The organism is Nocardiopsis kunsanensis DSM 44524 (assembly GCF_000340965.1).
GTDB classification, from domain to species: domain Bacteria; phylum Actinomycetota; class Actinomycetes; order Streptosporangiales; family Streptosporangiaceae; genus Nocardiopsis; species Nocardiopsis kunsanensis.
Genome location: NZ_ANAY01000015.1, coordinates 90,892 through 116,441, shown reverse-complemented (window position 1 = coordinate 116,441; position 25,550 = coordinate 90,892). Strand labels below are relative to the sequence as shown.

20 protein-coding genes are annotated in these 25,550 nt (G+C 70.7%); 9 read left to right on the top strand and 11 right to left on the bottom strand.

The window, feature by feature from the left end; translation table 11 throughout:
- Positions 1 to 22: 22 nt before the first annotated feature.
- Genes D456_RS0112190 through D456_RS0112180 form a run of 3 tightly spaced genes read right to left on the bottom strand, consistent with a single transcriptional unit; the run spans position 23 to position 4,522 of the window.
- Complete coding sequence (locus D456_RS0112190) at positions 23 to 1,972, bottom strand: ABC transporter permease/substrate-binding protein (protein WP_017576461.1); 1,950 nt, start codon at positions 1,970 to 1,972, stop codon at positions 23 to 25.
- A complete protein-coding gene (locus tag D456_RS0112185; protein ID WP_017576460.1) occupies positions 1,972 to 3,501 on the bottom strand; it encodes a sugar ABC transporter ATP-binding protein in 1,530 nt (509 codons plus the stop codon). Before D456_RS0112185 ends, D456_RS0112190 begins: the two co-directional genes overlap by 1 nt.
- On the bottom strand, positions 3,494 to 4,522 hold the full coding sequence (locus tag D456_RS0112180; protein ID WP_026115795.1) for a LacI family DNA-binding transcriptional regulator: 1,029 nt from the start codon (positions 4,520 to 4,522) through the stop codon (positions 3,494 to 3,496). Before D456_RS0112180 ends, D456_RS0112185 begins: the two co-directional genes overlap by 8 nt.
- Before the next feature lie 324 nt (positions 4,523 to 4,846).
- Between D456_RS0112180 and D456_RS0112175 the strand changes: the two genes are divergently transcribed.
- Positions 4,847 to 6,067, top strand: a complete 1,221-nt coding sequence (locus D456_RS0112175; protein WP_017576458.1) for a flavin monoamine oxidase family protein — start codon at positions 4,847 to 4,849, stop codon at positions 6,065 to 6,067.
- A 133-nt stretch (positions 6,068 to 6,200) separates the two neighbouring features.
- Here the strand turns inward: D456_RS0112175 and D456_RS24040 are convergent, their stop codons facing one another.
- The 3 genes from D456_RS24040 to D456_RS0112160 form a co-directional block, all read right to left on the bottom strand.
- The gene (locus D456_RS24040) at positions 6,201 to 8,669 is read right to left on the bottom strand and encodes an MMPL family transporter (protein ID WP_017576457.1); all 2,469 of its coding nucleotides are present in this window, start codon (positions 8,667 to 8,669) and stop codon (positions 6,201 to 6,203) included.
- 42 nt (positions 8,670 to 8,711) lie between these two features.
- Positions 8,712 to 9,374 (bottom strand): TetR/AcrR family transcriptional regulator, encoded by a 663-nt coding sequence (locus D456_RS0112165; protein ID WP_026115794.1) that lies wholly within the window; start codon positions 9,372 to 9,374, stop codon positions 8,712 to 8,714.
- A 132-nt stretch (positions 9,375 to 9,506) separates the two neighbouring features.
- Entirely contained in the window at positions 9,507 to 10,595 is a 1,089-nt protein-coding gene (locus D456_RS0112160) for a hypothetical protein (RefSeq protein WP_017576455.1), read from the bottom strand.
- Positions 10,596 to 10,911: 316 nt separating this feature from the next.
- On the opposite strand from D456_RS0112160, the gene D456_RS0112155 reads away from it, so the two are divergent.
- The gene (locus D456_RS0112155) at positions 10,912 to 11,406 is read left to right on the top strand and encodes a nucleoside deaminase (protein WP_017576454.1); all 495 of its coding nucleotides are present in this window, start codon (positions 10,912 to 10,914) and stop codon (positions 11,404 to 11,406) included.
- 51 nt (positions 11,407 to 11,457) lie between these two features.
- Here the strand turns inward: D456_RS0112155 and D456_RS0112150 are convergent, their stop codons facing one another.
- Positions 11,458 to 12,402: an SGNH/GDSL hydrolase family protein gene (locus D456_RS0112150; protein ID WP_026115793.1), complete on the bottom strand. Its 945-nt coding sequence runs from the start codon at positions 12,400 to 12,402 to the stop codon at positions 11,458 to 11,460.
- Positions 12,403 to 12,596: 194 nt separating this feature from the next.
- On the bottom strand, positions 12,597 to 13,760 hold the full coding sequence (locus D456_RS0112145; protein ID WP_017576452.1) for an epoxide hydrolase family protein: 1,164 nt from the start codon (positions 13,758 to 13,760) through the stop codon (positions 12,597 to 12,599).
- 62 nt (positions 13,761 to 13,822) lie between these two features.
- Here D456_RS0112145 and D456_RS0112140 point away from each other — a divergent pair, with 62 nt between their 5' ends.
- On the top strand, positions 13,823 to 14,773 hold the full coding sequence (locus D456_RS0112140; RefSeq protein WP_017576451.1) for a helix-turn-helix transcriptional regulator: 951 nt from the start codon (positions 13,823 to 13,825) through the stop codon (positions 14,771 to 14,773).
- Positions 14,774 to 14,837: 64 nt separating this feature from the next.
- Here D456_RS0112140 and D456_RS0112135 read toward each other — a convergent pair whose 3' ends face one another.
- The 3 genes from D456_RS0112135 to D456_RS0112125 are packed head-to-tail and all read right to left on the bottom strand — an operon-like array spanning position 14,838 to position 18,876.
- Positions 14,838 to 15,791, bottom strand: coding sequence for an N-acetylglucosamine kinase (locus tag D456_RS0112135; protein ID WP_017576450.1), 954 nt, complete (start codon positions 15,789 to 15,791; stop codon positions 14,838 to 14,840).
- Positions 15,788 to 16,681, bottom strand: coding sequence for an N-acetylmuramic acid 6-phosphate etherase (locus D456_RS0112130; protein WP_017576449.1), 894 nt, complete (start codon positions 16,679 to 16,681; stop codon positions 15,788 to 15,790). The genes D456_RS0112135 and D456_RS0112130 overlap by 4 nt, the downstream gene beginning before the upstream one ends.
- Positions 16,682 to 16,731: 50 nt before the next feature.
- Positions 16,732 to 18,876, bottom strand: a complete 2,145-nt coding sequence (locus D456_RS0112125; protein ID WP_017576448.1) for an alpha-N-acetylglucosaminidase — start codon at positions 18,874 to 18,876, stop codon at positions 16,732 to 16,734.
- Positions 18,877 to 18,971: 95 nt separating this feature from the next.
- On the opposite strand from D456_RS0112125, the gene D456_RS0112120 reads away from it, so the two are divergent.
- The 6 genes from D456_RS0112120 (at position 18,972) to D456_RS0112095 (ending at position 25,383) form a co-directional block, all read left to right on the top strand.
- Entirely contained in the window at positions 18,972 to 20,216 is a 1,245-nt protein-coding gene (locus D456_RS0112120) for an ROK family transcriptional regulator (RefSeq protein WP_017576447.1), read from the top strand.
- A 68-nt stretch (positions 20,217 to 20,284) separates the two neighbouring features.
- On the top strand, positions 20,285 to 21,619 hold the full coding sequence (locus tag D456_RS0112115) for an ABC transporter substrate-binding protein (RefSeq protein WP_017576446.1): 1,335 nt from the start codon (positions 20,285 to 20,287) through the stop codon (positions 21,617 to 21,619).
- Complete coding sequence (locus tag D456_RS0112110; RefSeq protein ID WP_017576445.1) at positions 21,612 to 22,535, top strand: carbohydrate ABC transporter permease; 924 nt, start codon at positions 21,612 to 21,614, stop codon at positions 22,533 to 22,535. The genes D456_RS0112115 and D456_RS0112110 overlap by 8 nt, the downstream gene beginning before the upstream one ends.
- Complete coding sequence (locus tag D456_RS0112105) at positions 22,532 to 23,356, top strand: carbohydrate ABC transporter permease (protein ID WP_017576444.1); 825 nt, start codon at positions 22,532 to 22,534, stop codon at positions 23,354 to 23,356. Before D456_RS0112110 ends, D456_RS0112105 begins: the two co-directional genes overlap by 4 nt.
- A gap of 464 nt (positions 23,357 to 23,820) precedes the next feature.
- Complete coding sequence (locus D456_RS0112100; RefSeq protein WP_017576443.1) at positions 23,821 to 24,357, top strand: Hsp20/alpha crystallin family protein; 537 nt, start codon at positions 23,821 to 23,823, stop codon at positions 24,355 to 24,357.
- A 174-nt stretch (positions 24,358 to 24,531) separates the two neighbouring features.
- Positions 24,532 to 25,383 carry a DUF2231 domain-containing protein gene (locus D456_RS0112095; RefSeq protein WP_017576442.1) on the top strand — a complete coding sequence of 284 codons (852 nt, stop codon included), beginning with the start codon at positions 24,532 to 24,534 and terminating at the stop codon, positions 25,381 to 25,383.
- Positions 25,384 to 25,550 lie beyond the last annotated feature (167 nt).

Sequence of the window (25,550 nt, the reverse complement as noted above, 5' to 3'; positions counted from 1 at the left end):
CGACCGGGCACACGCGCGGGCATCAGGAGAAGTCGTCGACGTTGTCCTCGGTGACGATCTCCACCGGGACGCGCACGTCCTCCTCCAGGCCCTCGCCGCGCGCGGCGTCGACGGCGTTGCGCACCGCGACGCGTCCGAGCTCGGCGGGCTGCTGGGCGATGGTCGAGTGCAGGATGCCCTCCTCGACCGCCTCGAAGCCCTCCGGGGTCCCGTCGAAACCGATCACCGCCGCGTCCTCGCCGCTGTCGTCCAGCGCGGCGGCCGCGCCCAGCGCCATCTCGTCGTTCTCGGCGAAGACGGCGTCGATGCCGTCGTTGCCCTGGAGCATGTTGGTCATCACGTCCAGGCCGCGGGTGCGGTCGAAGTCGGCGGGCTGCTCGGCGACGACCTCGATGTCGCCGTACTCGGCGATGCCCTCGCTGAAGCCCTGACCGCGCTCACGGCTCGCGGAGGCGCCCGGGGTGCCCTGCAGCACCACGATCCGGCCCTCCTCACCGATCTCCTCGGCCAGGACCTGGGCGGCCAGACGCCCGCCCTCGACGTTGTCCGAGGTCACGAGCGCCTCGGACTCCGCGTCGTTGATCGCACGGTCGGCGGCGACCACCGGGATGCCGGCGTCGTTGGCCCGGCGCACCGGTGGCCCCGCCGCGTCGGAGTCGACCGGGTTGATCACCATCGTGTCCACCCCGGTACTCACGAAGTTCTGGATCTGGTTGGCCTGCTGAGAGGGGTCGTCCTGGGCATCGGTGATCACCAGGTCCACGCCCGCCTCCTCGGCCTCTGCCTCGGCGCCGTCCCGCATCTGCAGGAAGAACGGGTTGTTCAGCGTCGAGATCGACATACCCAACCGGGGCTTGTCGGAGGAGGAGTCGGGGGGCAGGAAGGACAGCACACCCACCACGAGCGCCGTGACCGCGGCTGCGGCACCGAGGACGGCGATACGCTTGCCGCGGCCGCCGGGTCCGCCGACGGCTCCGGCGCCCCCGCCGGAGCCCGAACCACCCGAACCGGAACGGCGGCGCACGGTGTCGAACAGCACCGCCAGCGCGATGACCACACCGATGACGACCTGCTGCCAGAACGCCGAGACCGAGAGCAGGTTCAGGCCGTTGCGCAGCACCGCGAGGATGAGTGCACCGATGAGCGTGCCCGATGCGGTCCCGACACCGCCGGCGAGGCTGGCGCCGCCGATGACGACGGCGGCGATCGCGTCGAGCTCGTAGCCCTGTGCGGCCTGCGGCTGCGCGGAAGCCAGACGGGAGGCCAGGATGACACCGGCCACGGCCGCGAACAGGCCCGAGAGCGCGTACACACCCAGCTTGTGGCGTTTGACGCGGATTCCCGACAGGCGCGCGGCCTCCTCGTTGCCACCGATCGCGTACATGGCACGGCCGGCGAAGGTCCGGCGCAGGATCACGGCGGTGATCAGGCCCATGAGGACCATGATCAGCACCGGGACGGGCAGCCAGCCGCCCACGGAGTCGCCCAGGTGGGAGACGGAGTCGGGAAGGGAGATGGGGCTGCCCTCGGACAGCACCAGGGACAGGCCGCGGCCGATGGAGAGCATCGCCAGGGTCGCGATGAACGGGGGCAGCTTGCCGTAGGCGACCAGAGCACCGCTGACCAGGCCGGCCGCCGTTCCCGTGGCGGCGGCCAGGGGGACGGCCAACCAGACGGGCACCCCTTCCACCGTCGCCAACCAGGCCAGCATCGTCGCCGACAGAGCCGCGACCGAACCCACCGACAGGTCGATACCACCGGAGATGATGACGAAGGTGACACCGAAGGCCAGGACCGCGATGACGGCGGCCTGGACCCCGATGTTGAGGAGGTTCTGCGCCGTCAGGAAGTCACCGGACATCAGCGACATGACCACGACCAGGAGGGCCAGCGCGGTCAGCGCTCCGTTGTCCAACAGGAAACGACGCACGGCGGGCCGGAGACCGCCGTTCTTTGCTGTGTCAGTGGCCACTACCGGCCCTCCACTTCGTTCTCTTCGGGGTTGGGCCCGGGGTTGGCGGCGACCGCGAGCGACATCACCGAGTCCTGGGTGGCCTCCTCGGCGGAGAGCTCACCGGTGACCCGGCCCTGGGCCATGACGAGGATCCGGTCACTCATCCCCAGCACCTCGGGCAAGTCGCTGGAGACCATCAGGACCGCGTGACCGGAGGCGGTCAGCTCGTTGATGAGCCGGTAGATCTCGACCTTGGCGCCGGCGTCGACGCCGCGGGTCGGCTCGTCGAGGACGAGCACACGGGAGTCGGCCAACAGCCACTTGCCGATGACGACCTTCTGCTGGTTGCCGCCGGAGAGCGTGCGCACGTGCTGGCCGATGTGGGCCATCCGGATCGCGAGTTCGTCGGCCACACGCGCCGCCGACGAGCGCTGCGAAGCCAGGTTCACGAACCCGCCCTTGCTGGTGGGGCCCAGCGTGACCAACCCCAGGTTCTCCTCCACGGACGCGTCCAGGACCAGACCCTGGCCCTTGCGGTCCTCGGGGACCAGACCCAGACCGGCGTTCAGAGCCGCGCCCACGTCGCTGCCGGGCAACTTCTTGCCGAGGACCTCGACCCCGCCGGAGTCGTAGGGGTCGGCGCCGAAGACCGCACGGACGACCTCGGTGCGGCCCGCACCCACGAGACCGGCCAGACCGACGACCTCGCCGGCGCGCACGTCCAGGTCGATGCCTTCGAACACACCGTTGCGGGTCAGGCCGCGCACCTGCAGGAGCATCTGCCCGGGCTCGGGCCGCTCACGCGGGTACTGCTCGTCGATGCTGCGGCCCACCATGAGGCGCACCAGTTCGTCCTCGGGCTCGGAGGCGTCCACGTGAGCGACCGACCGCCCGTCGCGCAGGACCGTGACCCGGTCGCCCAGAGCCGCGATCTCCTCCAGGTGGTGGGTGATGAAGACCAGACCCACGCCTTCCTCACGCAGCCGGCGGGCGATGGCGAAGAGCCGGTCGACCTCCTCGGTGGTGAGGACCGCGGTGGGCTCGTCCATGATGAGGATCTTCGTGTCCAGGCTCAGTGCCTTGGCGATCTCCACCATCTGCAACTGGGCGATGCCCAGGCCGCGTACCCGGGCGCTGGGGGAGACGTCGACACCGACCCGCTCCAGGAGCTTCGCGGCCTCGGCCTCCATACGCTTGGTGTCGATGAACCCGAACCTGCGCGGTTGGCGGCCCAGGAAGATGTTCTCGGCCACCGTCACGTCGGGGACGAGATTGAACTCCTGATAGATCGTGGCGATACCCAGGCGCGCCGCGTCCTGCGCGTCACGGATCTGGACCTCCTGCCCCTCGACGAGCACCCGACCCGTGTCGGGGCGGTGAGCGCCGGAGAGCACCTTGATCAAGGTGCTCTTACCGGCCCCGTTCTCGCCGAGCAGGACGTGCACCTCGCCGCGGCGCAGGTCGAAGTCGACGTCGTCGAGTGCGACCACGCCCGGGAAGGACTTGCGTACGCCCTCGATGCGTAGCAGTTCGTCCGGACTACTCACGTGTGGCTCCTCCGGTCGGGGCAGACGTTTCGGGCTCGCCGCAGGAGCGGCGGACGACGAGATGTGCGGGAAGGACGGTCGACCCGGCCGTTCCTCCCGAGATGAGGTCGGCCAGGGCCCGTACCGCCACCCGCCCGAGTTCGGCGGTGGGCTGGGAGACCGCTGTGATGGGTGGTGCGGTGTGCGGGAACCAGGGGATGTCGTCGAAGGCGGCCAGGCCGATGTCGTCGGGCACGCTCAGGCCGCGTTCACGGATCGCGTCGAGCGCGCCCAGAGCCATGAGGTTGTCCGCGGCGAAGACCGCGTCGGGGCGTTCGGGCAGGTCCAGGAAGCGCTCGGTGGCCAGGCGCCCGCTCTCGGCCTGGAAGTCGCCCCGCCCGACGTGGGACTCCGGCAGCGACAGCCCGAACTCCGACAGTGCCGAGCGGAAGGCCTCCACCCGTTCCCTGCCGGTGGTCGTGGCGGCAGGCCCGGTGATGATGGCGAGCCGGCGGTGCCCGAGGCCGTACAGGTGGGCGACCAGGTCGCGGATCGCGCCGCGCCCGTCCGCGCGCACAACCGGGGCCGCGCAGCCGGGGATCCAGCGGTCGACGAAGACCAGAGGGGTGGGTCCGTCGGCCGCGTCCAGGGTCAGAGGGGAGCGGCCGTCCGCGGGGGAGACGATCAGCCCGTCGATACGCCGTTCCAGGAGGGAACGCACGTGGTGGGCCTCCAGCTCGGCGCGCTCGTCCGCGTTGCCGATGATGACGCTGTAGCCGAGCGCTCGTGCTTCCTCCTCCACGGACCTGGCGAGTTCTGTGAAGTAGGGGTTGAGGACGTCGCTGATGACCAGCCCGATGGTGCCGGTGCGGTCGGTGCGAAGGGAGCGCGCCACGACGTTGGGCCGGTATCCGAGCGACTCGGCGGCCGAGAGGACTCGGGCCCGGGCCTCGTCGCTGACCGCCGACCGCCCGTTGAGCGCACGGGAGACCGTCGCAACCGACAGCCCCGCCGCCTCGGCGACGTCCTTGATGCTCACCACGTCCGTGTTCACCTCCTCCGATGCCTTCGTGGGGGCGGGTGCGGGGAGAGATCGGGGCCGCACACCGTGAAAACGATTACATGATTGGAAACGATTACACCATGCGTAAGCAACACATAAGTTCACAGACCGGGGCGTATGGGGACGAGGCGTGGCGATTCAGGCACCCGGGAGGGCGGCGCGGTGGGGGATCCGGGGCACCTGTGGTGCGAATCCGCAACTCCGTATCATCCAGATCACATTTTCCCGCCGCGGTGCAGAACGGCGGGAACGGGGCGGCGCACACGCCCCGTCCGGAGCGTCCCCAGCCGCACAATGGGATGCATGGAACGCAGGGACACCGTCGTCATCGGAGCGGGCGCCGCCGGCCTCATGGCCGCGCTCGAACTCACCGCCGCCGGGCACGACGTGCAGGTGATCGAGGCCCGCCCACGTGTGGGCGGGCGCGCACGCACCGTCCGTTTCCCCGACGGCCGGCTCGCCAACGCCGGGGCCGAATGGGTCAACCCCGAACACCGCGAAGTACTCGGCCTGGCCGAACGTTACGGGCTCGGGTTGCGCTCGGGTGGCGGCTTCGAGGCGCTCGTCGTCGACGGCCGGGCCCACGTGGAGGAACCCGGCGACGCCGAACGTGTGGCGGAGGCCCTCGAAGGCCTCGAAGGGCGCCTGAGCGACCTGGAACACCCCTGGGACGACCCGGTCGCCCGCGGGATGGACCGCCGCAGCGCCACCGACTGGATGGACAGCGCCGGCCTCTCACCGAGCGAGTGCGCCTGGACGACCGCCCACATCCGCGCCGAGTACATGGTCGAGCCCGAAGAACTGTCCGAACTCGCGCTGGCCCTGGGAGAGGAACTCGACTCGGGGGAGACCGCGTACCGCATCGCCGGCGGTACCGCCGAACTCACCGACGCCATGGCCCGCGAACTGGGCCAGGACCGCATACGCCGCGCGGACCCCGTGCGCACCGTCGAACACGGCCGGGACGGGGTCGTGGTCCGTACCGACCGCCACACCGTCACCGCCGACCGTGCCGTGATCGCCGTGCCCCTGCCTGCCCTGGAACGCATCACCCTGGACCCCGTGGTGTCCGTGCCCTCCGTGCACCAGGGCCGGGGTGGCAAACTCCTGGTGCCCTACGCACAGCGCCCTGACGCCGGAGCGGGCGACCGCCGCGTCGACCACGCCGGGTTCCAGCACGTGTACGACAACGCCCCCGAGGACCAGCCCGGCCTCCCCGGGATCCTGACCGCGTACGCCTACCGGCCCCTGCCCGAACAAGAGGTCCTGGACACGGTCGGCGCGCTCTTCCCCGAACTCGGCACCCCAGACGGCGACCCCGTGGCGGCCTGGTGGAGTGAGGAACCCGAGTCCGGCTGCACCTACTCGGCTCTGGGCCCGGGTGACCTCGATTCACTGCGGCGCCTGCGCGAACCCTTCGGCCGCCTGTACCTGGCCGGGGAGCACACCGAGATCATCTGCGGTTACCTGGAGAGCGCTCTGCGCAGCGGCCGCCGCGTCGCGGCCCGCATCACCTCCGGCTGAGCCCGCCGCGAGCGTGCGCGGGGTGCCTGCACACACGAGCGGGGGCCGGGGAACTCCACGTCCCCCGGCCCCGCGTGGCGAGCCGTCGGCACCGGTGCCGAGCCCCCTCGGAAGCCTCCCCGGCGCCGGAGTCCTAGGCGGAGACCGGCCCCTCGGGGCTCTCCCCGCCCAGGTGGCGCGCCTCCAGGGCCGAACCCTCCACGTCGATGTCGGGCAGGATCCGGTCCAGCCACTTGGGCAGCCACCAGGCCCCGTCCCCGGCCAGGTGCATCAGCGCGGGGATCAGCAGCATGCGCACCACGAACGCGTCGATGAGCACACCGAAGGCCAACGCGAACCCGATCGAGCTGATCATGATGGTCTCGGAGAAGATGAATCCGCCGAAGACCGAACCCATGATGATCGCAGCTGCGGTGACCACCGAACGCCCGGCCCGGAAGCCCCGCACGACCGCCGACCGTGCGGGCGTGCCGTGCGCGTAGGCCTCGCGCATGCCCGTTCCGATGAAGAGCATGTAGTCCATCGCCAGGCCGAACAGGATCCCCACCAGCAGTGTCGGCAGGAAGTTCAGCACCGGGCCGGGGTTGTCGACCCCGAAGACCGCGCTGAGCCAGCCCCACTGGTAGATGGCCACCACACCGCCCAGGGCGGCGAAGTAGGACAGGATGAACCCGAGTGTGGCCACGACCGGCACGAAGACCGACCGGAACACCAGCAGCAGGATGACCAGCGACAGTCCCACCACCACGGCGAGGTAGGCCGGGAGCGCATCGCTCAGGGTCTCGGAGATGTCGATGTTGCCGCTGGCCATGCCGGCGACACCGAGCGGCCCGGTGCCCTCGATGACCTCCAGGTCCCGGAAGGTGTGGACCAGCTCCTCGGTGGACTCGCTCGAGGGCCCGTCCTCGGGCACGACCTGGAAGATCGCCAGGGTCTGGTCGTCGGAGATCCCGATGGGCGCCACGCCGGCCACGGCGTCACGGGAGTAGAGCTCCTCGGCGACCTGGAACTGCTCCTCCTCTGCGGTGGCCTCGGCGGCCTCGTCGGTGGGACCGCCGCTGAGGTCGGCCGTGACCAGGAGCGGTCCGTTCATGCCCTCGCCGAAGTTCTCCTCGATGGCGGTGTAGGCCTGGTACTGGGTCGAGTCGCTGGGCTCGGAGGCACCGTCGGGCATGCCCAACCGCAGGTCGAGCGCGGGCACGGCGACGATGCCCAGCGCCAGGACGGCGACCGCGGAACGCAGCAGGGCCCGCCCGGTCGACATCGGCCGGACCTCGTCCTCGTCCCCGTGGCGGTGCTTGCCGTTGGACTCCCCGTTCTCGGCCAGGCGGGAGCGCTCACGGCGCGAGAGGATGCGCGTGCCCACCAGTGACAACAGAGCCGGCACCAGCGTCACCGCGATGAGCACCGCGACGGTGATGGCGATGGCGCCCACACTGCCCATCAGGCCCAGGAAACCGATCCCGGTGATGTTCAGGCCCAGCAGGGCGATGAGCACCGTCGTGCCGGCGAAGACCACCGCGTTGCCCGCGGTCCCGTTGGCCAGGCCGATGGACTCCTGCAGCTCGGTGCTCTGCTTGAGTTGCCGGCGGTGGCGGTGGACGATGAACAACGCGTAGTCGATGCCCACGGCCAGGCCCAGCATCAGGCCCAGGATCGGCGTCACCGACGCCATCTGCAACACGTCCGACAACGACATCGCGGTCAGCGTGGCGATCCCGACACCGACCAGCGCCGTCAGGATCGGCAGGCCGGCACCGATGAGGGTACCGAGCATGACCACCAGGACCACACCGGCCACGATCAGACCGATGACCTCAGCGGTGCTGACCAGGCTGGGCATACTCATGGCGAGGTCGTTGCCGAACTCGACCTCGGTGCCGGGGACCGGGTCGCTCTCGAAGACACCCATGACGGTGTCGCGGGTCTCCTGGGAGACCTCTTCCTGGGCGTCGGTGAAGGAGATGTTGACCAGTGCGGTCGCGCCGTCCTCGGAGACCGTGCCGATCTCGGAGGCCATCTCGAACAGGGCCTCGCCCCGGTCGAGCTGCTCCTCCTGCGCCTCGATCTCCTCACGGTTCCGGTCGATCTCGGCCTGCTGGGCGTCGAGTTGGTCCTCGGACTGGTCGAGCATCCCGGCAGCCTCGGCCTGGGCGCGGCCCTGGTCGAGCTCCTCCTGGCCGGCCTCGAGTTCCTCGAGCCCCTCCTCGAGCTCCTCGCGGCCCTCCTCCATCTCCTGCTGCCGGTCGGCGCGGTCCTGCTCCGTGGCGAAGGGGTCGACCGCGTCCTCGACACCGGAGACCTCGGTGGTCTGCTCGGCCCGGTCGGCGATCGCTTCCTTCTGCTCCTCGGTGAAGGGCTCCCCGTCCTCGGTCTGGTACACGACGGTGCCCGCACCGCCGCCCATCCCGTCGAACTTCTCCGACAGGCGCTGATTCACCTCGTCGGTGGGGGTCCCAGGGATGGAGAAGCTGTCCTCCAGCTCACCCGAGAAGAGGAAGAACGCGGTACTGGAGGCCACCAACAGGGCCAACCAGACCGCGATGACGGTCTTCGCCCGGGTCGCACACGCGCGACCGAGCTTGTAGAGAAATTCAGCCATGGGTCTTTCGCCAATGAATGTGGGTGAGGAGCGCGCCTGCGCTCAGGGCGTTCCGGGTCCGAACGACCCGTAGCCGTCGCGGTTCACCGAGATCATGCGGTCCACCAGTTCGGTCCAGGTACGGCGTGAGTCCTCGGTGTCGACCCCGCCGGTGGCCCGCTCCCAGTGGTGGACCACGACCACGCCGCCGCTGACCAGTGCGCCGCACATCAGGTCGATCACGAGCGGATCGGCCTCGGGGCGGCGGTTCAGGATGAGGGCGGCGAGGCGGGCGGTCACGTCGTTGATCGCGCTCTCGAACAGTGCCGCCTGGCTCGGGGAGGGTTCACTTCCTCCCCGGGCGAGCATGCGCTTGAGGCGGGTGATCGGGGTGACCAGGTCGGCCGAGCGCAGAGCCTCGGCGACCTCGTCGAACATGGCGCCCGGGCGGGTACTGACCTCGGTGTCGAAACCGGACTCGATGTCTCCGAGGATCGACTCCAGGATCTCGCCGAACACCTCGAGAACGATGTCGTCGAGGGAGCCGAAGTGGTTGAAGACGGTCCGCCGGGACACGTCGGCCCGCTCGGCGAGCTGGTCGACGGTGAAATGTGTGCCTTCGATCTCGGACATCAACGCAGCTGCGGCGTCGATGATCGCGCGACGGTGTCGCGACTTCAGTGCCTCGCGCCGATCCCGCGAGGGAGGATTGCCCTGATCGTTCACCCTGTCACGGTACGGCGCTGCATGCACTCAGTGCAACGCTGCACCGGGTGCATCCACTCACAGTCCGGTCACCGTCCGGACACAGCAAGGAGCGCCCCGGCCTGTGCGACAGTGGGCGCTCCTGGTGGCTGCTCAGCGGTTGACCGGCGGACCCGGGGCCCACCTGAACCCGCGGTCGTGGAGATAGGTCAGCTCGGGGTCGGGCTCGGCGATGAGCTCGTGCCCCTCACCCTCCAGATGCAGACGCCCGCCGTCGTCGAGCTGCCAGGTCAGCTCCACCGTCTCCCGGGGCTCCTGGTTCAAGGGCCGGTCACCCTTCAGAGGCTCCCGCAGACGGAGTTCGAGCCCGCCCCCGGAATCGTGTGTGTACGTGCCTTCCAGCAGGTCGCCGTCGGCCGTCCTGATCGCGAGCTGGGACATGTCCCCATGGTCGTACTGGCCGAAGGCGATCGCCTGCCAGCGTTCGTCCTCGGCGAGCTGCCCGGCGGGTTCGGCCGTGTCCTCCACGACGTGGTAGACCCCCGGTAGCGGCGAGTCGAGCTCGCTCGGCCACATCATCGGGACCGCCGCTGAGGGAGCCACGGCGATGAGCACACCGAGGGAACCGAACACCCACCGGGTGAAGGCGTGCACGCGGGGCCAAGGGACCGGCCGCGGCGGGGTGATCGCCCCAACGGGGCGGCCCGCCAGGAACCCGCCCAGGCGGCGCAGTTCCGGAAGAGCCACGAGCAGGCACCCGATCGCCATGGCCAGGGCGAGCTGTTTGACGGGCACGTCGTAGGCCATGTTGAGCAGGAACACCACACCCATCGCCCCGGCGCCGAGCAGCCCGCCCAACCATGCGGTGCGCCGCCAGATCAGCAGTACGGCAGCCAGAACCTCCACCAGGCCCGACAGGAACTGCACCGTGGGCGCGTAGGCGATGAAGTCCCACAACAGACCCATGGGGCTCTTCTCACCCATGGTGGTCAGGGCACGGCCGTAATCGGCCTGGCCCATCTGCATCAGGATCAGCTTCGTCCAGCCGTAGACCAGCAGGTAGCTGAACAGGCCCATGCGCAGCAGGCCGTGGCCCATCCACAAGGCGGTCACCCACCAACGGGGCCGCGCTCCGTCCTCGGTGCGGCCGGAGGAGGGTACGGGCTCGGCAGGGCCCGGATCGGGGGCGGAGGAAGCCGACGCGGACGTGGGCGGCCCGTGGTCGGTGCTGTCGGGGGACAAGGGGAATCCGATCCTCTCGAAGCCAGGAAAAACGTTCCCCCATGTGACTTCGGCCGGGCTCGGACGGTTCCGAGGGCGGCGTCACAGAGTGACAACGCCTCGGACTGCCGCCCCGGCCGTACCGGCAGGCTTCCCTGTACCTCGGCCACGATCGACGGTTCTCCTGCCGGTCACCTCCCCCTCCCGGACGCAGACCGGGCAAGCGGACGAAAGCGTACTCACGGCCGCTCCGGTCTCCGGAAGCGCCGGCCCCGCCCCTCTTCCCGCCCCAGGATGCAGGGGTTCCCGGAGTGGCCCCCGGTGTTAGGTTCGCCCCATGTCGAGCACACACACGATCACCGACCAGGACCTGACCCACCTGCGCCGCTGCGTCGACCTGGCACGCGAGGCACTGGACGACGGGGACGAACCCTTCGGTTCCGTCCTCGTCGACAGCCGCGGTACCGTCCGCTTCGAGGACCGCAACCGGATCTCCGGTGGGGACTCCACCCGGCACCCGGAGTTCGCCATCGCCCGCTGGGCCGCCGAGAACCTGACCCCCGAGGAGCGGGCCTCCGCCACCGCCTACACCTCGGGCGAGCACTGCGCCCTGTGCAGCGCCGCGCACGCCTTGGTGGGCCTGGGCCCGATCGTCTACGCCTCCAGCACCGAACAGCTCACCACCTGGCGCACCGAATGGGGCGTGGACCCGGGACCGCTCACCCCGCTGCCGATCCACGCCGTGGCTCCGGGCGTGCCCACCCGCGGCCCCGCAGCGGAGCTGACCGAGGAGATCCGCGCGCTCCAGGCCCGCAGCTCCGGCGTGGCCTGACGACCGGCCCTGTCCGACGGGCGCACGTTCCGTGCACCCGTCGGAGGCGCGCTAGAACTCCACCTGCTCCTCGTGGACCTCGGCGATCTCCTGCGCGCCCTCGGGGTCGGTGTGGATGTCGGGACCGACCTCGGTGTTGCACATCCACGTCCAGTCGCAGACCCGTTGCACGTTGAGCGGCAGGTCGGACCCGCTGTCCTCGGGAACCCCGAACTCCCCGGAGTCGAAGTGCGCCTCGACGTCGGCGACGTCGATGTCCTGTTCAGCGTAGGCCGACCGCAGGGTCTCGTTGAGCTGCTCCATCACCTCGACCGCGTAGTCGACGACCCCGCGGCCGTCGGGGAGTTCGCCGCCGGGGGTACCCGGGTCGGACTCGCCCGCGTGTTCGACGGCCCACGGGGCCAGGAAGGGGTTGTAGTAGGTCATCCCCACGATCTGCGTGTCCGGCCCGGCCGCCTCGCGCAGCTGCTCGGTGACCTCGGGCAGCTCCTCGTCGACCCGCTCCAGGCCTTCCTCGACACAGTCGGTGTCCAATCGGGAGGCGTCGACCGGGTCGCTCAGGTCGACCTGCTCGAAACACCCGGCGACGTTGTTGATGCCCAGACTCAGGGTGATGAGCTCGACCTCGTCCCCGTTCTCGTCGAGGAAGTCCTCTGCTGTCTCCGCCTGGGAATCACCGTCGTAACGGTCACCGCAGGCCGGGTTGCCGCCGTCGAGGAAGGTCGTGGTGTCCTCGCCCCGGCAACCATTGCGTTCGTGGTCGAGTTCCTGCCCCTGATCGGCCAGCGACGCGGCCAGGAAGTCGGTGTAGCCCTCGTCGGTCTCCTCGGGAGGGCCCTGGCCCCCTCCGGTGGGCTGCACCCCCACGGTCAGGGAGTCGCCGACCGACAGGTACCGGTCGGTGTCCGGCCCCTCCTGCCCGCCTTCGTCCGGGGAGCAGGAGACCACGGCCAGGACGAGGGCAGCGGTCAGCGCCGCCGTCGGTACTGCTCTCACGGGGTCCTCCAAACGGCGCACACGGGGTGCGGTCGGGCCGGTGGCTCGTACGTGCTCGGCATCCCCCGGCAGACCGGGGAAGGGAGGAACCGGAGAAAACCACCGTAGAACATGTGCTCCGAGGACACCGACGGCCACCCCGGCCCCGGGGTCCCGATCAGGGGCGGGAGGAGTACGCGGACGCATCCAACCCCTCAGCCGGTTCCCGCCAGTTCGCTCGCGAAGGCACGCACATCCGCCGTGAGCAGGTCCGGTGCCTGGGTCGCTGCGAAGTGCCCGCCGCGTTCGTACCGGGTCCAGCGGACGATCGAGTTGGAGCGCTCGGCCAGGGTGCGCACGGGCGCGTCACCGGGGAAGAGCGCCACCGCGGTGGGAACCCCCGAGTCCCGGCCGCCGTAGAAGGCGTCCCCACCGTCCTTGTACATGCGGGCCGCCGAACCGGAAGTACGCGTGAACCAGTACAGGGACACGTGTGTGAGGACCACGTCGCGGTCCACGGGCGGCTGCACCCCGCGTTCGGGGTCGTAGTCGACGAACCACTCCAGGTTCCAGGCCAGAACCCCCACCGGGGAGTCGGTCAGCGCGTAGGCCAGGGTCTGCGGACGTGTGGACTGCAGGGCCGCGTAGCCCTGCCGTTCTTCCCAATCGGTCTCGCCCGCGTACACCAGGGCTGTCTCCTCCTCGGTGAATCCGGCCGTGGGGTCCTCGGCGGTCCAGTCGAGCATGGACGCCGAGACCAGACCATTGACGTGCACACCCATCACCTGGTCGGGGGCCACACGCCCCATCTCGGGTGAGACCAGGGAACCGGTGTCACCGCCCTGGGCCAGGTAGCGCTCGTAACCCAGGCGGTCCATGAGCTCGACCCAGGCCCGAGCCATCCGTTCGATGCTCCACCCCGGCTCGGTGGTGGGACCCGAGAAAGCCACACCGGGGACGGAGGGCGCGACCACATGGAAAGCGGGCGCGTCCGGGGCGCCGTGCCCGCGCGGGTCGGTGAGCGGGCCGATCACGTCCCGGAACTCGGCGAACGTGGAAGGCCACCCGTGGGTCAGGATCAACGGCACCGCGTCCGGCTCGGGCGAACGTACGTGCAGGAAGTGGATCCTCTGACCGTCGATGTCGGTGGTGAACTGCGCAAAGCGGTTGAGCCGTGCCTCGGCGGCGCGCCAGTCGAAGCCGGTGCGCCAGTACTCGGCCAGTTCCTTCAAGTGGTCGCCGGGGACCCCGTAGGTCCATCCCACACCGGGCAGGGAATCGGGCCAGCGGGTCCGGGCCAGGCGCTCGTGCAGCTCGTCGATCTCCTCCGGGGCGATACGGATACGGAACGGGCGGATCTCGGTGTCCTTGTTGTTCATGGCCCCGACGTTAGAGAGGAAAGAGGACAGCTGCGGTCCTCTTTCCCCGGCATACTGGACCCATGCCGGAACCGACCACGGCCCGCCTGCTGCGCCTGCTGTCCCTGTTGCAGTCCGGACCGGAACGTTCCGGTCCCGAACTCGCCGCTCGGACGGGGGTGACCGTGCGTACCGTCCGGAGAGATGTCGACCGGTTGCGCGCCCTGGGTTACCCCGTCGAGTCCGTCCCCGGTGCCACCGGCGGCTACCGCCTCGGCCCGGGTGGACGGATGCCGCCGCTGCTGCTGGACGACGAGGAGGCGGTTGCCGTCGCCGTGGGGTTGCGCACGGCCGCTCAGGGGTCGGTGACCGGGATCGAGGAGGCCTCCCTGCGGGCACTGGCCAAGCTCGACAACGTCCTCCCTTCCCGGCTGCGGCCGCGTGTGTACGCCCTCCAGGCCGCCACCGTCACGGTCTCCGACCAGGACGCACCGACCGTGGACCACGAGTCCCTCGCCGTGGTCGCCTCGGCCTGCCGCGCCCGCGAACGGCTCCGCTTCGCCTACGTGAACCACGAGGGCGGTGCCGGGCGCCGCCGGGTCGAGCCGCAACGCCTGGTCAGCTGGTGGCAGCGCTGGTACCTGGTGGCCTGGGACCTGGACCGCGACGACTGGCGCACCTTCCGTCTGGACCGGCTACGGGAACCCCGCCCCGCAGGGCAGCGGTTCCCACCGCGCGAGGACCCGGAGGGCGACGTGGCCCTGTACCTGCAGCGCCGGCTCTGCGCCCACATGTGGACGGTGCGGGCGCGCGTGCGTGTGTACGCCCCCGCGGACGAGATCTCCGCGCACGGCATGGGTGTGGTCGAGCCCGTGGACGAACACACCTGTCTGTTGAGTGTCGGGGGCGAGTCGGTGACCGTGCTCGCCCCCTGGCTGGGCTCCCTGGAAGCCGACTTCGAGGTACTGGACCCGCCCGAACTCGCCGAACAGGTGGCCCTGCTGGCGCGGCGTTACGCCCGCGCCCACGGTTGAGGCCGCCGGCCCGGGGCCGGAGCCGGTGACCGCGGTCGGGGCCGTGAGCCCATCACCCGGAGGCTCAACCGTGGCGGTACAGGTAGGGCGGCCGGTGCACGAGCTCCGGTCCCGACTCGGCCAGGGCCAGGGCACCGTCCACGGAGTCACCGGCGGGTTCCTGCAGACACGCGTCCGGTAGGTGACGCAGCACTTCGGCACGGAAGGGTTCGGCCAACAGCGCGCCGGCCTCGAAGAGCCTGCCGCCCCAGGAGAAACGGGGCTCCGACCCGGGGGCCGCGGCCGCGACCGCCGTCTCGCCCAGACGTGTGCCGGCCTCCCACCAGATCCGCTGTGCCACCGGATCTCCTGCGTGGGCGGCCTCGGCCACACGCGGAGCGAACCCCGCGAGCAGGGACGAGGCCGCGACCCGGCCCCGGTAGACCTGGGCTTCCAGTTCGCCCACACCGCCGAAGTGCTCCTGCGAGTGCGCCAGGAGTTCCGGGGAGCCGTCGGAGAGCCCGTCGAGGGCCCGGAGCGCGTGCTGCAGACCCTGCCGACCGATCCAGGCGCCACTGCCGCGGTCACCCAGGAGGTGCCCCCACCCGTCGGTGCGGCGCCAGTTCTCCCGCAGGTCGGTGCCCAGGGCCACCGCCCCTGTGCCCGCTGCGACGACGACACCGGCACGCCCGCCGAGCGCCCCGGTGTGGGTGGTCAGTGCGTCGGCGGCCACGGTCACGTCCCCGGCGGGAAGACCGGAGCGCAGCGCCCGCACGAGTTCGCCGGGGTCGTCGACCAGGTCGGGCAGACCGGTCAGGCCGACCGCCACCCGGTCGAACCCCTCGGACCCCGTGGAGGATGCGGCACTCCGCAGGAGCGCGACCACGCGCGGCACCAGGGCCGGGACGTCGATCCCCCCGCCGGTCCGCGGGACCGCGGCCTCGTCCTCGGCGCGGGACGTGCTCCCGCCGTGCCGCACGAGGACCCGCACCCCGCCCCCTCCGACGTCGACACCGGCCAGGACCGGAGGGCCGCTCACCCCTCCTCCAGAGCCGCGACCGCCGCACGGACACCGCCGTGCTCGGCCAGCAGCTGGTGCGCCCGTCGGACCGGGGTTCCGGCGAGCAGGCTCACCAGGGCCGCCTCGACCCCGCCGCCGGCCTCCTCCAGTGCGGCGGCGCAGCGCTCCCGTGGCTGTCCGGACGCCTCGACCAGCAGGCCCACGGAACGTTCCCGGAGTTTGTCGTTGGTGGCGACGAGCCCCACCATCAGGTTCGAGTAGGTGCGTCCCGCCCCGACCATGAGCGCTGTGGAGAAGGAGTTGAGCAGCACCTTGGTGGCGGTACCCGCCTTGAGCCGGGTCGAGCCCGTGATCGCCTCGGGCCCCGTGTGGGCCACGACGGGCAGGTCGCAGGCCTGCAACAGGGCCGCCTGCGGGTTGCAGGTGATCAGTACACGGAGCGCCCCGCTCCGCCGTGCCGCACGCAGGGCCCCGGCCACGTAGGCGGTGGAGCCCGACGCGGTCACGCCCACGGCCACATCGTCGGGACGGAGCTGACCGGCGTCCCGCTCACCGAGTGTGTCGGCGTCCTCCAGGTCCAGCGTGGAATCGGCCAGAGCGGCGGGTCCGCCGGGGAAGTGGGCGGTGAACAGCTCCGGGTCCGCGCCGAAGGTCGGGGTGACCTCGGTGGCGTCGAGCACGGCCAGCCTCCCGGAGGCGCCGGCACCGAAGTAGTGCACCCGGCCGCCGCGCCGCAACCGTGCACCGGCCCCGTCGACCGCTGCGGCCATCCGGTCGGAGGCTGCCGATGCCGCCTCCACCGCGTGTGCGTCCTCGTTCTGCAGCAGGCCGATGATCTCCTGCGTGCCCACTGTGTCGATGCCGACCGTGCGCGGGTTGCGGGCCTCGGTCGGTGACTGCTCGGGCATACGGCCTCCTCCCGTACCTGTCGCCGTTGTGGTCCGGTCCTGTCCCGAGCTCACCGGGGGAGCCCGTAGCGCTCCAGCAGTGTCCGGGACAGGGACACGACGTCACCGTCGGCCGGTTCCGGGTCGGGTGCGCCCTCGGCCAGGAACACGCGTGCCCGCTCGTCCAGTCGACGGTCGAGCCGGGCGGCGGCCTCCTCGGGGGCGGCCGCCGCCCGCTCCAGGCCCTGGACCCACATCCGCCACCGGTCGCGGTAGTACCCCCCGACCAGACCGGACCAGACCCGACCCGCGTAGTCGTTCAGGAAGGGGCTGTCGTGGCTGTCCCACACGGTCAGCAGCCGCCGGGCGTTGTCCACGAGCATTGCGCGTTCGTCGGCGTCCCCCGCCCAGGAGGCGGCCTTCTCCTCCCACCGGCGGAACGTGTACTCGGGACGTGTGGCCAACAGCGCGTCCAGGTCGTCGAACAGGGCCAGGAACCGCTCGGTGGCTCCGGCGTCGACGGTTCCCTCGCGCAGGACCCCGTCGACCAGGGAGAGGTAGGCACGGTCGGCGACGCGGGCCAGGGCCGCCGTGGCGACATCGACCAGGTCGTGGCCCAGTGGCCCGCGCGCCGATCCCGGATCGGCCTCGGCCGCATCGACCATCTCTTCCCAGGCACGGTGCAGCTCGGCGGGGTCGTAGCCGACCAGTTCCTCGGCCTGGGCGCGCAGCCGTTGTGGTTCGGCCAGGTCGCGGTAGTCGGGGCGTGCGGTCAGGACACCGTTGAACCGTTCGGGGAAGACCAGGGGTCCCGGGGTGCGGTAGATGGTCGTGTTCAGCCGTTGCCAGGCCCGAAGGAGGGCGGGGGCGTGGTCGGGGCCGTAGCGCTCCCGTACGAAACCGGGGAGCCAGTCGCCTCCGACGTCGTCCACGCGGGTCCAGGCCTGGTCGAGGATCAGTTCGAAGAAGGCCGGGTTGTTGTGGGTGCCCTCCATGGCCAGGCCCAGACCGGTGGGGGCGGTGGGGGCGTTCCTGGCCCGGTTGAGGGCGTCGGTCGCCCCTTGGAGGTCGCCGACGGGATCGGTGCGCCCGCCGAAGTTGAGCAGCGCGCACCACATCCAGGGTTTGCCCGCGAAAGCGTCGAACCGTTCCCACTGCGGATCGGCCTCGGCCCACAGGTCGAGCACGAGCAGACGTTCGTCGGGGATCGCGTCGAGGAAGGCGGTGACCCGGTCGTCGGTCCAGAAGTCGCGCTGGTAGGAGAACGGCCAGGCCTGTAGCACCCACACCGCGTCCGGGTCGGCGGCGGTCAGGCCCTCCAGGGTCGCGTCGGCCACGGCCCCGGGGTAGGACAGGTCGGCCTCGACCGGCGGCATCTCGATGAAGGGGTCGGCGGCGTAGCGGTGGTCGGTGCCCAGCAGGGCAGCCTGGCTGCGGGTGATCTGCTCGGCCACCCGTGCGTACAGGGGGTCGGTGGGGGAGAGGACCTCGGTGACGAAACCGTGCCAGGTGCGCGGTGTGGTCCGCTCCGGTGCCAGCTGCGGGGGCACGTGTCCGGTGAAGGCGGGCAGGATCGGGCGCATGCCGAAGGCGCGCTGGCGCTCGAGGATCCACCGGCCCAGCTCCAGATGGGTGTCGATCCAGCGGGTGGTCAGCGGCCCCGCGAACCCGTCCAGGTTCCCCATGTACTGCCAGGGCAGGTAGGAGGGGCCGCCGAGGAAGGTGCGCACCGTGTCCTCGTCCAGGCCGAGCCGGGTGTAGGCGTCGCGCAGCACGGCTTCGTGGCCGACGAGCGAGAGGGGAGCGGTGACCCCGTGCAGCGCCATCCAGTCGATCTCGCGTTCCCAGTCGGCCCGGTCCCAGTAGGTGCTCGTGTAGCCGTAGGTGCAGAAGTTGAGGTGGTAGGTCTGCGCGATCCGGGCGGTCGAACGGGTGGGCGGGGCGTCGGGGAAACGGGCGATGCCCAGGGGTAGCGGTGTGTCCCAGCTGACGGCGGCCGAGCAGACCCGGCGCAGGTAGGTGTGCAGTCCGACGGCGGCGGCCACACCGTCGGTCGCACGGAGCGTCAGGGTGCCGTCGTCGGCGCGGTACTCGAAGGAACGTTCACCCGGGGCGAGCTCGCCGAGGGCGATCGGTGGGTGGTCCTCACCGAGGACCCTGCGGGCCAGACCGGCCACGGTCGTGCCCCACGGGACCTGCGCCACGTCGTCGGCCATCTCTTCCCTCCGGGGTGTTGCCTGCCTCACAATTAGTTCCGTACAGTACATAACTAATTCGAACACGAGCAAGAGCAGCAGGACGAGGGAGTGACGTGGACACACCGGTCGCGTCGGGCACCAGGTACATGCGGGAGGTCAACACTGCGGCCGTCCTCACGCAACTGCGCCAGTGCACCGGAACCAGCGTGACCGAACTGGCGCGTGCCACCGGCCTCTCCCGCCAGGCGGTCACCCGCTCGATCTCCGGGCTCGAACAGGACGGCCTGGTCGAACTGCTGGCGCCGCAACGGCCGGGCAGACGTACGGGGCGGCCGCCCCAGGTCGTACGGTTCCGCGCCGAGGCCGGGCACGTCCTCGGCCTGTCCCTGACACCCGAGGTGCTGCACGTGGTGGCCGCCGACCTCGGGGGCGCCGTCGTCGCCGAGGAGACGGCACCGCTCACCGGGACCGACGGCGCACACCTGGCCGAGACCCTGACCGCCACCGTCACCACGACCCTGGAGTCGGCCGCCCTCACCCCGGACCAGCTCTGGCACGCCTGCCTGGGGGTCCCCGGGATCGTGGACCGCCACACCCAGCAGGTCCGGTTCACCGCGAGCATGCCGCACATCGCCGGCGACCTGCTCCCGCGCACCCTCGGTGCGTGCCTGCCCTGCCCCGTGCACCTCGACAACGACGTCAAGCTCGCCACAGAGGGCGAACGCCGCAGCGCCGGACACGACCGGCACGAGGGCCCCATGATCCTCGTCCAGTGGGGCGAGCGCATCGGTGCGGGCATCGTCGTCTTCGACCGGCTCTACCGGGGCGCCTCCAACGACGCCGGCGACCTCGGGTTCCTCGACCTGTGCGTCGAGGAACCCGATGCCGAACGGGACAGCACCGACGGGCTCGGCGCCTTCGAGGCCTGGGCCGGCACCACCCGCCTGACCGCACTGGTCCGCCGGGCCGCCGAACGCAGGGGCGACCACGCCCTGGCCCGGTCCCTGCCCCGGGGCGATCGGGGTGTGGACACCGTCGTCGAGGCCCTGCACCGGGGCGATCCCGCGGCCACCGAAGCCTTCGAGGAGATCACCCGGCGCTTCGCCAAGGGGCTCGGCGCCGTGCGGGCCCTCCTCGACCCCGAGGTCGTCGTCATCGGCGGCCCCATGGCCCGCTGCGGAGAGCACCTGCTCACCGCCCTGACCACACACCTGCAACACCAACGCCTCGACCCGCCGCGCTTGGAACTGTCGGCCCTGGAGAAGGACACGACCGTCCACGGCGCACTGCACCGCGCACTCGCCGAGGTCGAACGCGGGACGTTGGCCCTACCGCCGACGGCGAGGCTCTTCTCGTGACCCCGGAACCCTCCGCCGCAACACCGGCCACCGCACGGTCGCCGGGCCCCACACCGTAGGGAGAGAGCATGCCCACCACACCGGGCCTACGGCGCCCGGCGGCCGCTGCCGCCGCAGGAACGGCCGCAGCCCTCGTCCTCAGCTCGTGCGCCGTACTGTCCACGAGCGTGCGCGAGGACGACACACCCGAGTCCGTCTCCACAGGAGTGCCCGACCAACCGGTCACGCTCCGGCTCGCCTTCACCGACGACCCGCCCACCCAGGCCCTGGTGGACGGTTTCACCGAACAGCATCCGAACGTCGACATCGAACTGCAGCAGACACAGTTCACCGACTACATCAAGACGGTGAAACTCTCGATGTCCTCCGAGAACCCGCCCGACATCGCCCAGTACAACTCCGGGGCCATGGACTCGCTCGTGCCCGCCGGACTCATCCTCGACCTCGACGAGCACAGCGAGGCCTACGGGTGGGAAGAGACCTTCCCGACCTCCGCGATGGAGTCCCTGCACATCGACCCCGAGGCGGCCGAGTACGGCAGCGGCAGCCTCTACGCCGCACCCGGGGCCCTGTCGGTCCTCGGGGTCTTCTACAACAAGTCCCTGCTGGAGGAGGCCGGAGTGGACGGACCTCCGCAGACCCTGGGCGGGTTCGAGCAGGCCCTGGAACAGGTGCAGGACAGGACCGACGCCACACCCTTGGGCAACGGTTCCCTGGAGGTCGGCGGGTTCCAGATCTGGAGCTCCCTGCTCAACGTCCTGGGCGATGAGGACGAGTACCGCGACTGGGTCTACGGCGCGCCGGGGGCCAGCATCGAGACCGAGGCCGCGAAGGAGGCCACCGGGACCCTGACCCGGTGGGCACAGGAGGGGTACCTGCCCGAGGGCACCAGTGCCGTCTCCGACATCGACGCACAGGCCGATTTCGCCGCGGGGGACAGCGCCTTCCTGGTCACCGGCAACTGGGCGACCGCCGAGCTCGCCGAGGAGATGGGTGAGGAGGTCGGCTTCTTCCTCATGCCCGGCCCCACGGGGCAGGAGCCCCCGGTCGCCGCGGGATCGAGCGTGTCCTACGCGATCTCCTCCCAGACCGAGAACTACGACACCGCCGCCGCCTTCCTCGACTACCTCGGCTCGGCCGAGGCCGCACAGATCCAACTGTCGAGCGGTTTCATGCCCGTCGACCCCGACGCCCCCTCCGAGAGCGAAGGGGTCATGGGCGAGGTCAACGCCGGGTTCGGCCGGGTCATCGAGCAGGAGTCGCTCCTGCCCTTCCCCGACTTCGCCACCCCCGGCATGGTCGACCAGCTCACCCCCGGGGTCCAGGGGCTGGTGACAGGGACCACGAGCGAGGAGGAGTTCCTCCGCTCGCTTCAGCAGGAATGGGACGAACACCATGAATGAGGGAGCAACGAACGCGCCCCGCCCCGAGAGCAGGGTCAAGCGCCGGGGCCGGCCCGGACGGGCGAGCAGCGGTGCCTGGCTCTACCTGCTGCCGGCCGTCGCCGTCTACGTCGGGTTCCTCGTCTACCCGGCCGTGAGCACCCTGCAGTTCTCGTTCCTGGAATGGGACGGGATCGCACCGCCCGAATGGGGCGGGCTGGACAACTTCGTGCAGGCCGTGACCGATCCGCTGCTGGCCGAGGCGATCGGGAACGGGCTCCTGCTCATCGTCTTCTTCACCCTGATCCCCATCGCCGTCGGTCTGGCCATGACCGCGCTGCTCATCGGCCGGGTCCAGCGGGGCACGACCTTCTACCGGGTCGTGTTCTTCCTGCCCCAGGTCCTGCCGCTGGTGGCCGTGGGTACCACCTGGCGCTGGGTCTACAGCGACGAGGGCATGATCAACCAGTTCCTGGGTCTGGTCGGACTGGAGGGTCTCGCCCGGCCCTGGCTCGGCGACGAACAGTTCGCCCTCGCGGCCCTGGGGCTCATCGGTACCTGGACCATGAGCGGGCTCTGCATGATGCTGTTCATGAGCGGGGCCCAGAAGGTCGACACCTCCCTGCACGAGGCCGCCGCCATCGACGGGGCCGGGCCCGTCCGGCAGTTCCTCAGCGTCACCCTCCCGGGGGTGCGCAAGGAGATCAGCATCGCGGGCGTCATCACCACCATCGCCGCCCTGGCCAGCTTCGACCTGGTCTTCGTCACCACCAACGGCGGGCCCGCCGGCGCCACCAACGTGCCCGCCCTGCTCGTGTACCGGTTGGCCTTCAACGAGGGCGACATCGGAGCCGCGAGCGCCCTCGCCGTGGTCCTGACCGTACTCGTCATCGCGCTCGTCAGCGCGATCCGCTACCTGGCCAGGGAGGACTCATGAGACACAGCACCCTGGGCACGACCTTGCGCTACGGGCTCCTGAGCCTCCTGGCCCTCCTCGTGCTCCTGCCCTTCGTCGGGATCGTCCTGGCCGCTCTGCACCCTTCCGGGAGCCAGGTCGACGGTATGGCCCTGCCCGAACAGTGGTCCTGGGAGAACTTCGGCCTGGCCTGGGAAGCCGGCGGGTTCGACGACCTCATGCGCTCCAGCTTCATCATCAGCGGGGCCGTCGTGCCACTGGTCGTGCTGCTGGCGACCATGGCCGGTTTCGCCCTGTCGGTCCTGAATGCGTGGGGCGGCCGGGTCATCTCCCTCGGGTTCGTGCTCGGCCTGACCGTGCCCGTCGAGCTGTTGGTCATTGCGCTGTACTACAACCTCCGCGAGGTCGGCCTCACCGACGCCTACCTCGGGGTGGTCCTGGCCGAGGTCGCCCTGTTCCTGCCCTTCGGTGTCTACTGGATGCAGACGCACTTCTCCGGTGTGCCCCGCGAACTCGTGGAGGCCGCCCGTATGGACGGCGCCCGCAACCGCACCGTCCTCTGGCGGGTGCTCATGCCGATCTCCTGGCCTGCCGTGACCACTCTGACCGTGCTGGTCTTCATGTGGTCGTGGAACCAGTTCCTGCTCGTGCTCGTGATGATGCAGGATCCGTCGATGCGTACGGCCCCCACCGGGCTGGGGCTCTTCGTGGGCCAGTACGGGACCGACATCCCGCTGCTGGCCGCCGCGAGCCTCATCGTCATCGCGCCGATCGTCGTGGTCTACCTGGTCTTCCAGCGCAGCTTCGTCAACGGCATCACCCAGGGCGCGATCAAGGGTTGAGGCAGCGGCCGTTCGGGGCCGTCCGGGCCCCGAACGCAGCGGCTCGGCGCGTCCGCGCCCCAGGGCGCCGAGCCGCGGCCCAGAGCGTCCACTCGCCGCAGGTGAGGCCGGGCGGGTCCCGCCCGGCCATGCGTCCGCCGTCTCGGGGCGTGTCCCGTGCCTTGTGCGGTCGGCTGAGCAGACCGCTTGAGCTGTGTGGTCGGCCACACGCAGAAACTCAATCAAACCGTTGTGTTCACCCCGTTAGGGAAGACACAATATGGGCAGGAACTCCACCCGATCTCTCGTTCGGGGCCGAGCGCCGAAATTTGCCATGAAGTGAGTCATCCCGGTCGGCGCCGCCCCGGGTTGTCCCCACTTCACAGCCGTCCACGTCAGGGAACCGAACCTGACCCAGGGTGCACGGCCGCCCCACGGCGTTCCCGTAACCGCGACCGTGCCCCCGTGGCGAGAGGGAGTCACGTATGGACACCACGAGAGAGCTTCGCCGGTCCACCTTCACCAGCCCGCTCCGCAGCCTGTGGGGCCTGGTCCGGGAAATGAACCGCATCGCCGATTCGACGACCTGCCACGAGATGGCGCAGGCCCGCTCCGGGCCCGAGGCCTGGCGACCCTTCGCCGATTTCCTCGTCAGCGGGAACGAGCTGCTGATCCGCTGCGAACTCGACGGAGTGAGCCGCGACGACATCGAGGTCACCTACACCGGAGACAGCCTCCTCGTCACCGGTGAGTGCGACCACGGGGCCGGTGGAGGCCCCGCCCACCACCGGAGCGAACGGTGCAGGGGCAGCTTCCGGCGCGAGATCCCCCTCGAACCCGGGATCACGCAGGAGGACGTGGACGCCGAGCTCAGCGACGGCCTCCTCTGGATCACCGTGCAGAGCACGACCACCCCGTCGGCGGAGGCGGCGGACATCCCGGTCACCACGGCCGCCCAGGTTCCCGCACCGCGGCCGTCGGCGGAGACGGCCCCCTCCGGGGGAGTTCCGCAGGAGGCCTGACCACGATCCGTCCCGTTACTTGCAGCGCCCTCCGGCCGAGGCACGGCGTCCCGGCCGGAGGGCGCTCGGCGTCGGGATCCTTCATCCCCGGACCACGCGAAAAAGGCATGTCGAAGGTCGTACCGACCGGGCACCGGATGCGTGGTGAGCCCGTGTCCGGGTAGCCGACCCACCATGAGACTCGGTGAACGCCTCCGGCGGATCGAACGCGAGGGCCGTCTCGACCCGACCGTTGCCAGGATGAAGAAGCTCGCCCGGCGCCTACCTTCCGGGAAACCGCGCGACCTTCTGCACGGAGTGCCGCTCGGCCACCCTCTGCACCCGATCACGGTGCATCTGCCCATCGGCAGCTGGACGGCCGCGGTCGTGCTGGACCTGCTCCCCGGAAACCATTCCCGCAGCGCCCACGCGCTGGTCAACACGGGACTGCTCGCCACCCTGCCCGCCGTGGTCAGCGGTCTGGCCGACTGGTCGCAGCAGCACGAGCGCCAGCAACGCGTGGGCGTGGTGCACGCGGCACTCAACGCGACGGGAACGGCGTTGTTCGCCGCCTCCTCCTTCGCGCGGTACCGCGAACAGGGGACGAAGGCGAAGGCACTGGCCCTGTGCGGCATCGGAGCCGTCGGCATCGGTGGTTACCTGGGCGCACACATCTCCTACTACCGCGCGGGCGGGGCCAACAGCGCCGACGCCCTCCTCGACCTCACACCCCGGGACTGGCACGATCTCGGACCTCTGGAGGGTTTCCCGGACGGAGGCCTGGGCGGAGCGGACGCGGACGGTGTCCCCGTCGTCGTGGCGCGCCGGGGCCGTTCGGTCTCGGCCTTCCTGGGCCTGTGCACCCACATGGGCGCACCCTTGGAGCAGGGGGAACTGGTGGACGGATGCGTGCGCTGCCCCTGGCACGGGAGTGAGTTCTCCCTCGAAGGGGGAACGGTCGCCCACGGGCCCGCGACCGCTTCGCTGGAAGTGCTGGAGACCTCCACCGCGGACGGCCGCCTGTGGGTGCGCCACCCCGGCACCTGATCCCGGTGGCACAGCACTGACCCGTTCTCCCGGCTCCGCGACCGAACCGCCGGTGCGGTCCACGTCCACAGGGCCGGGGGAACGGTGTCCTCGATGCCGTCCACAGCTGCAGGGCGGGCCCTTGCGGGGACAACGGCGGGAATCCAGGATGGTTCCCACCGCAACGG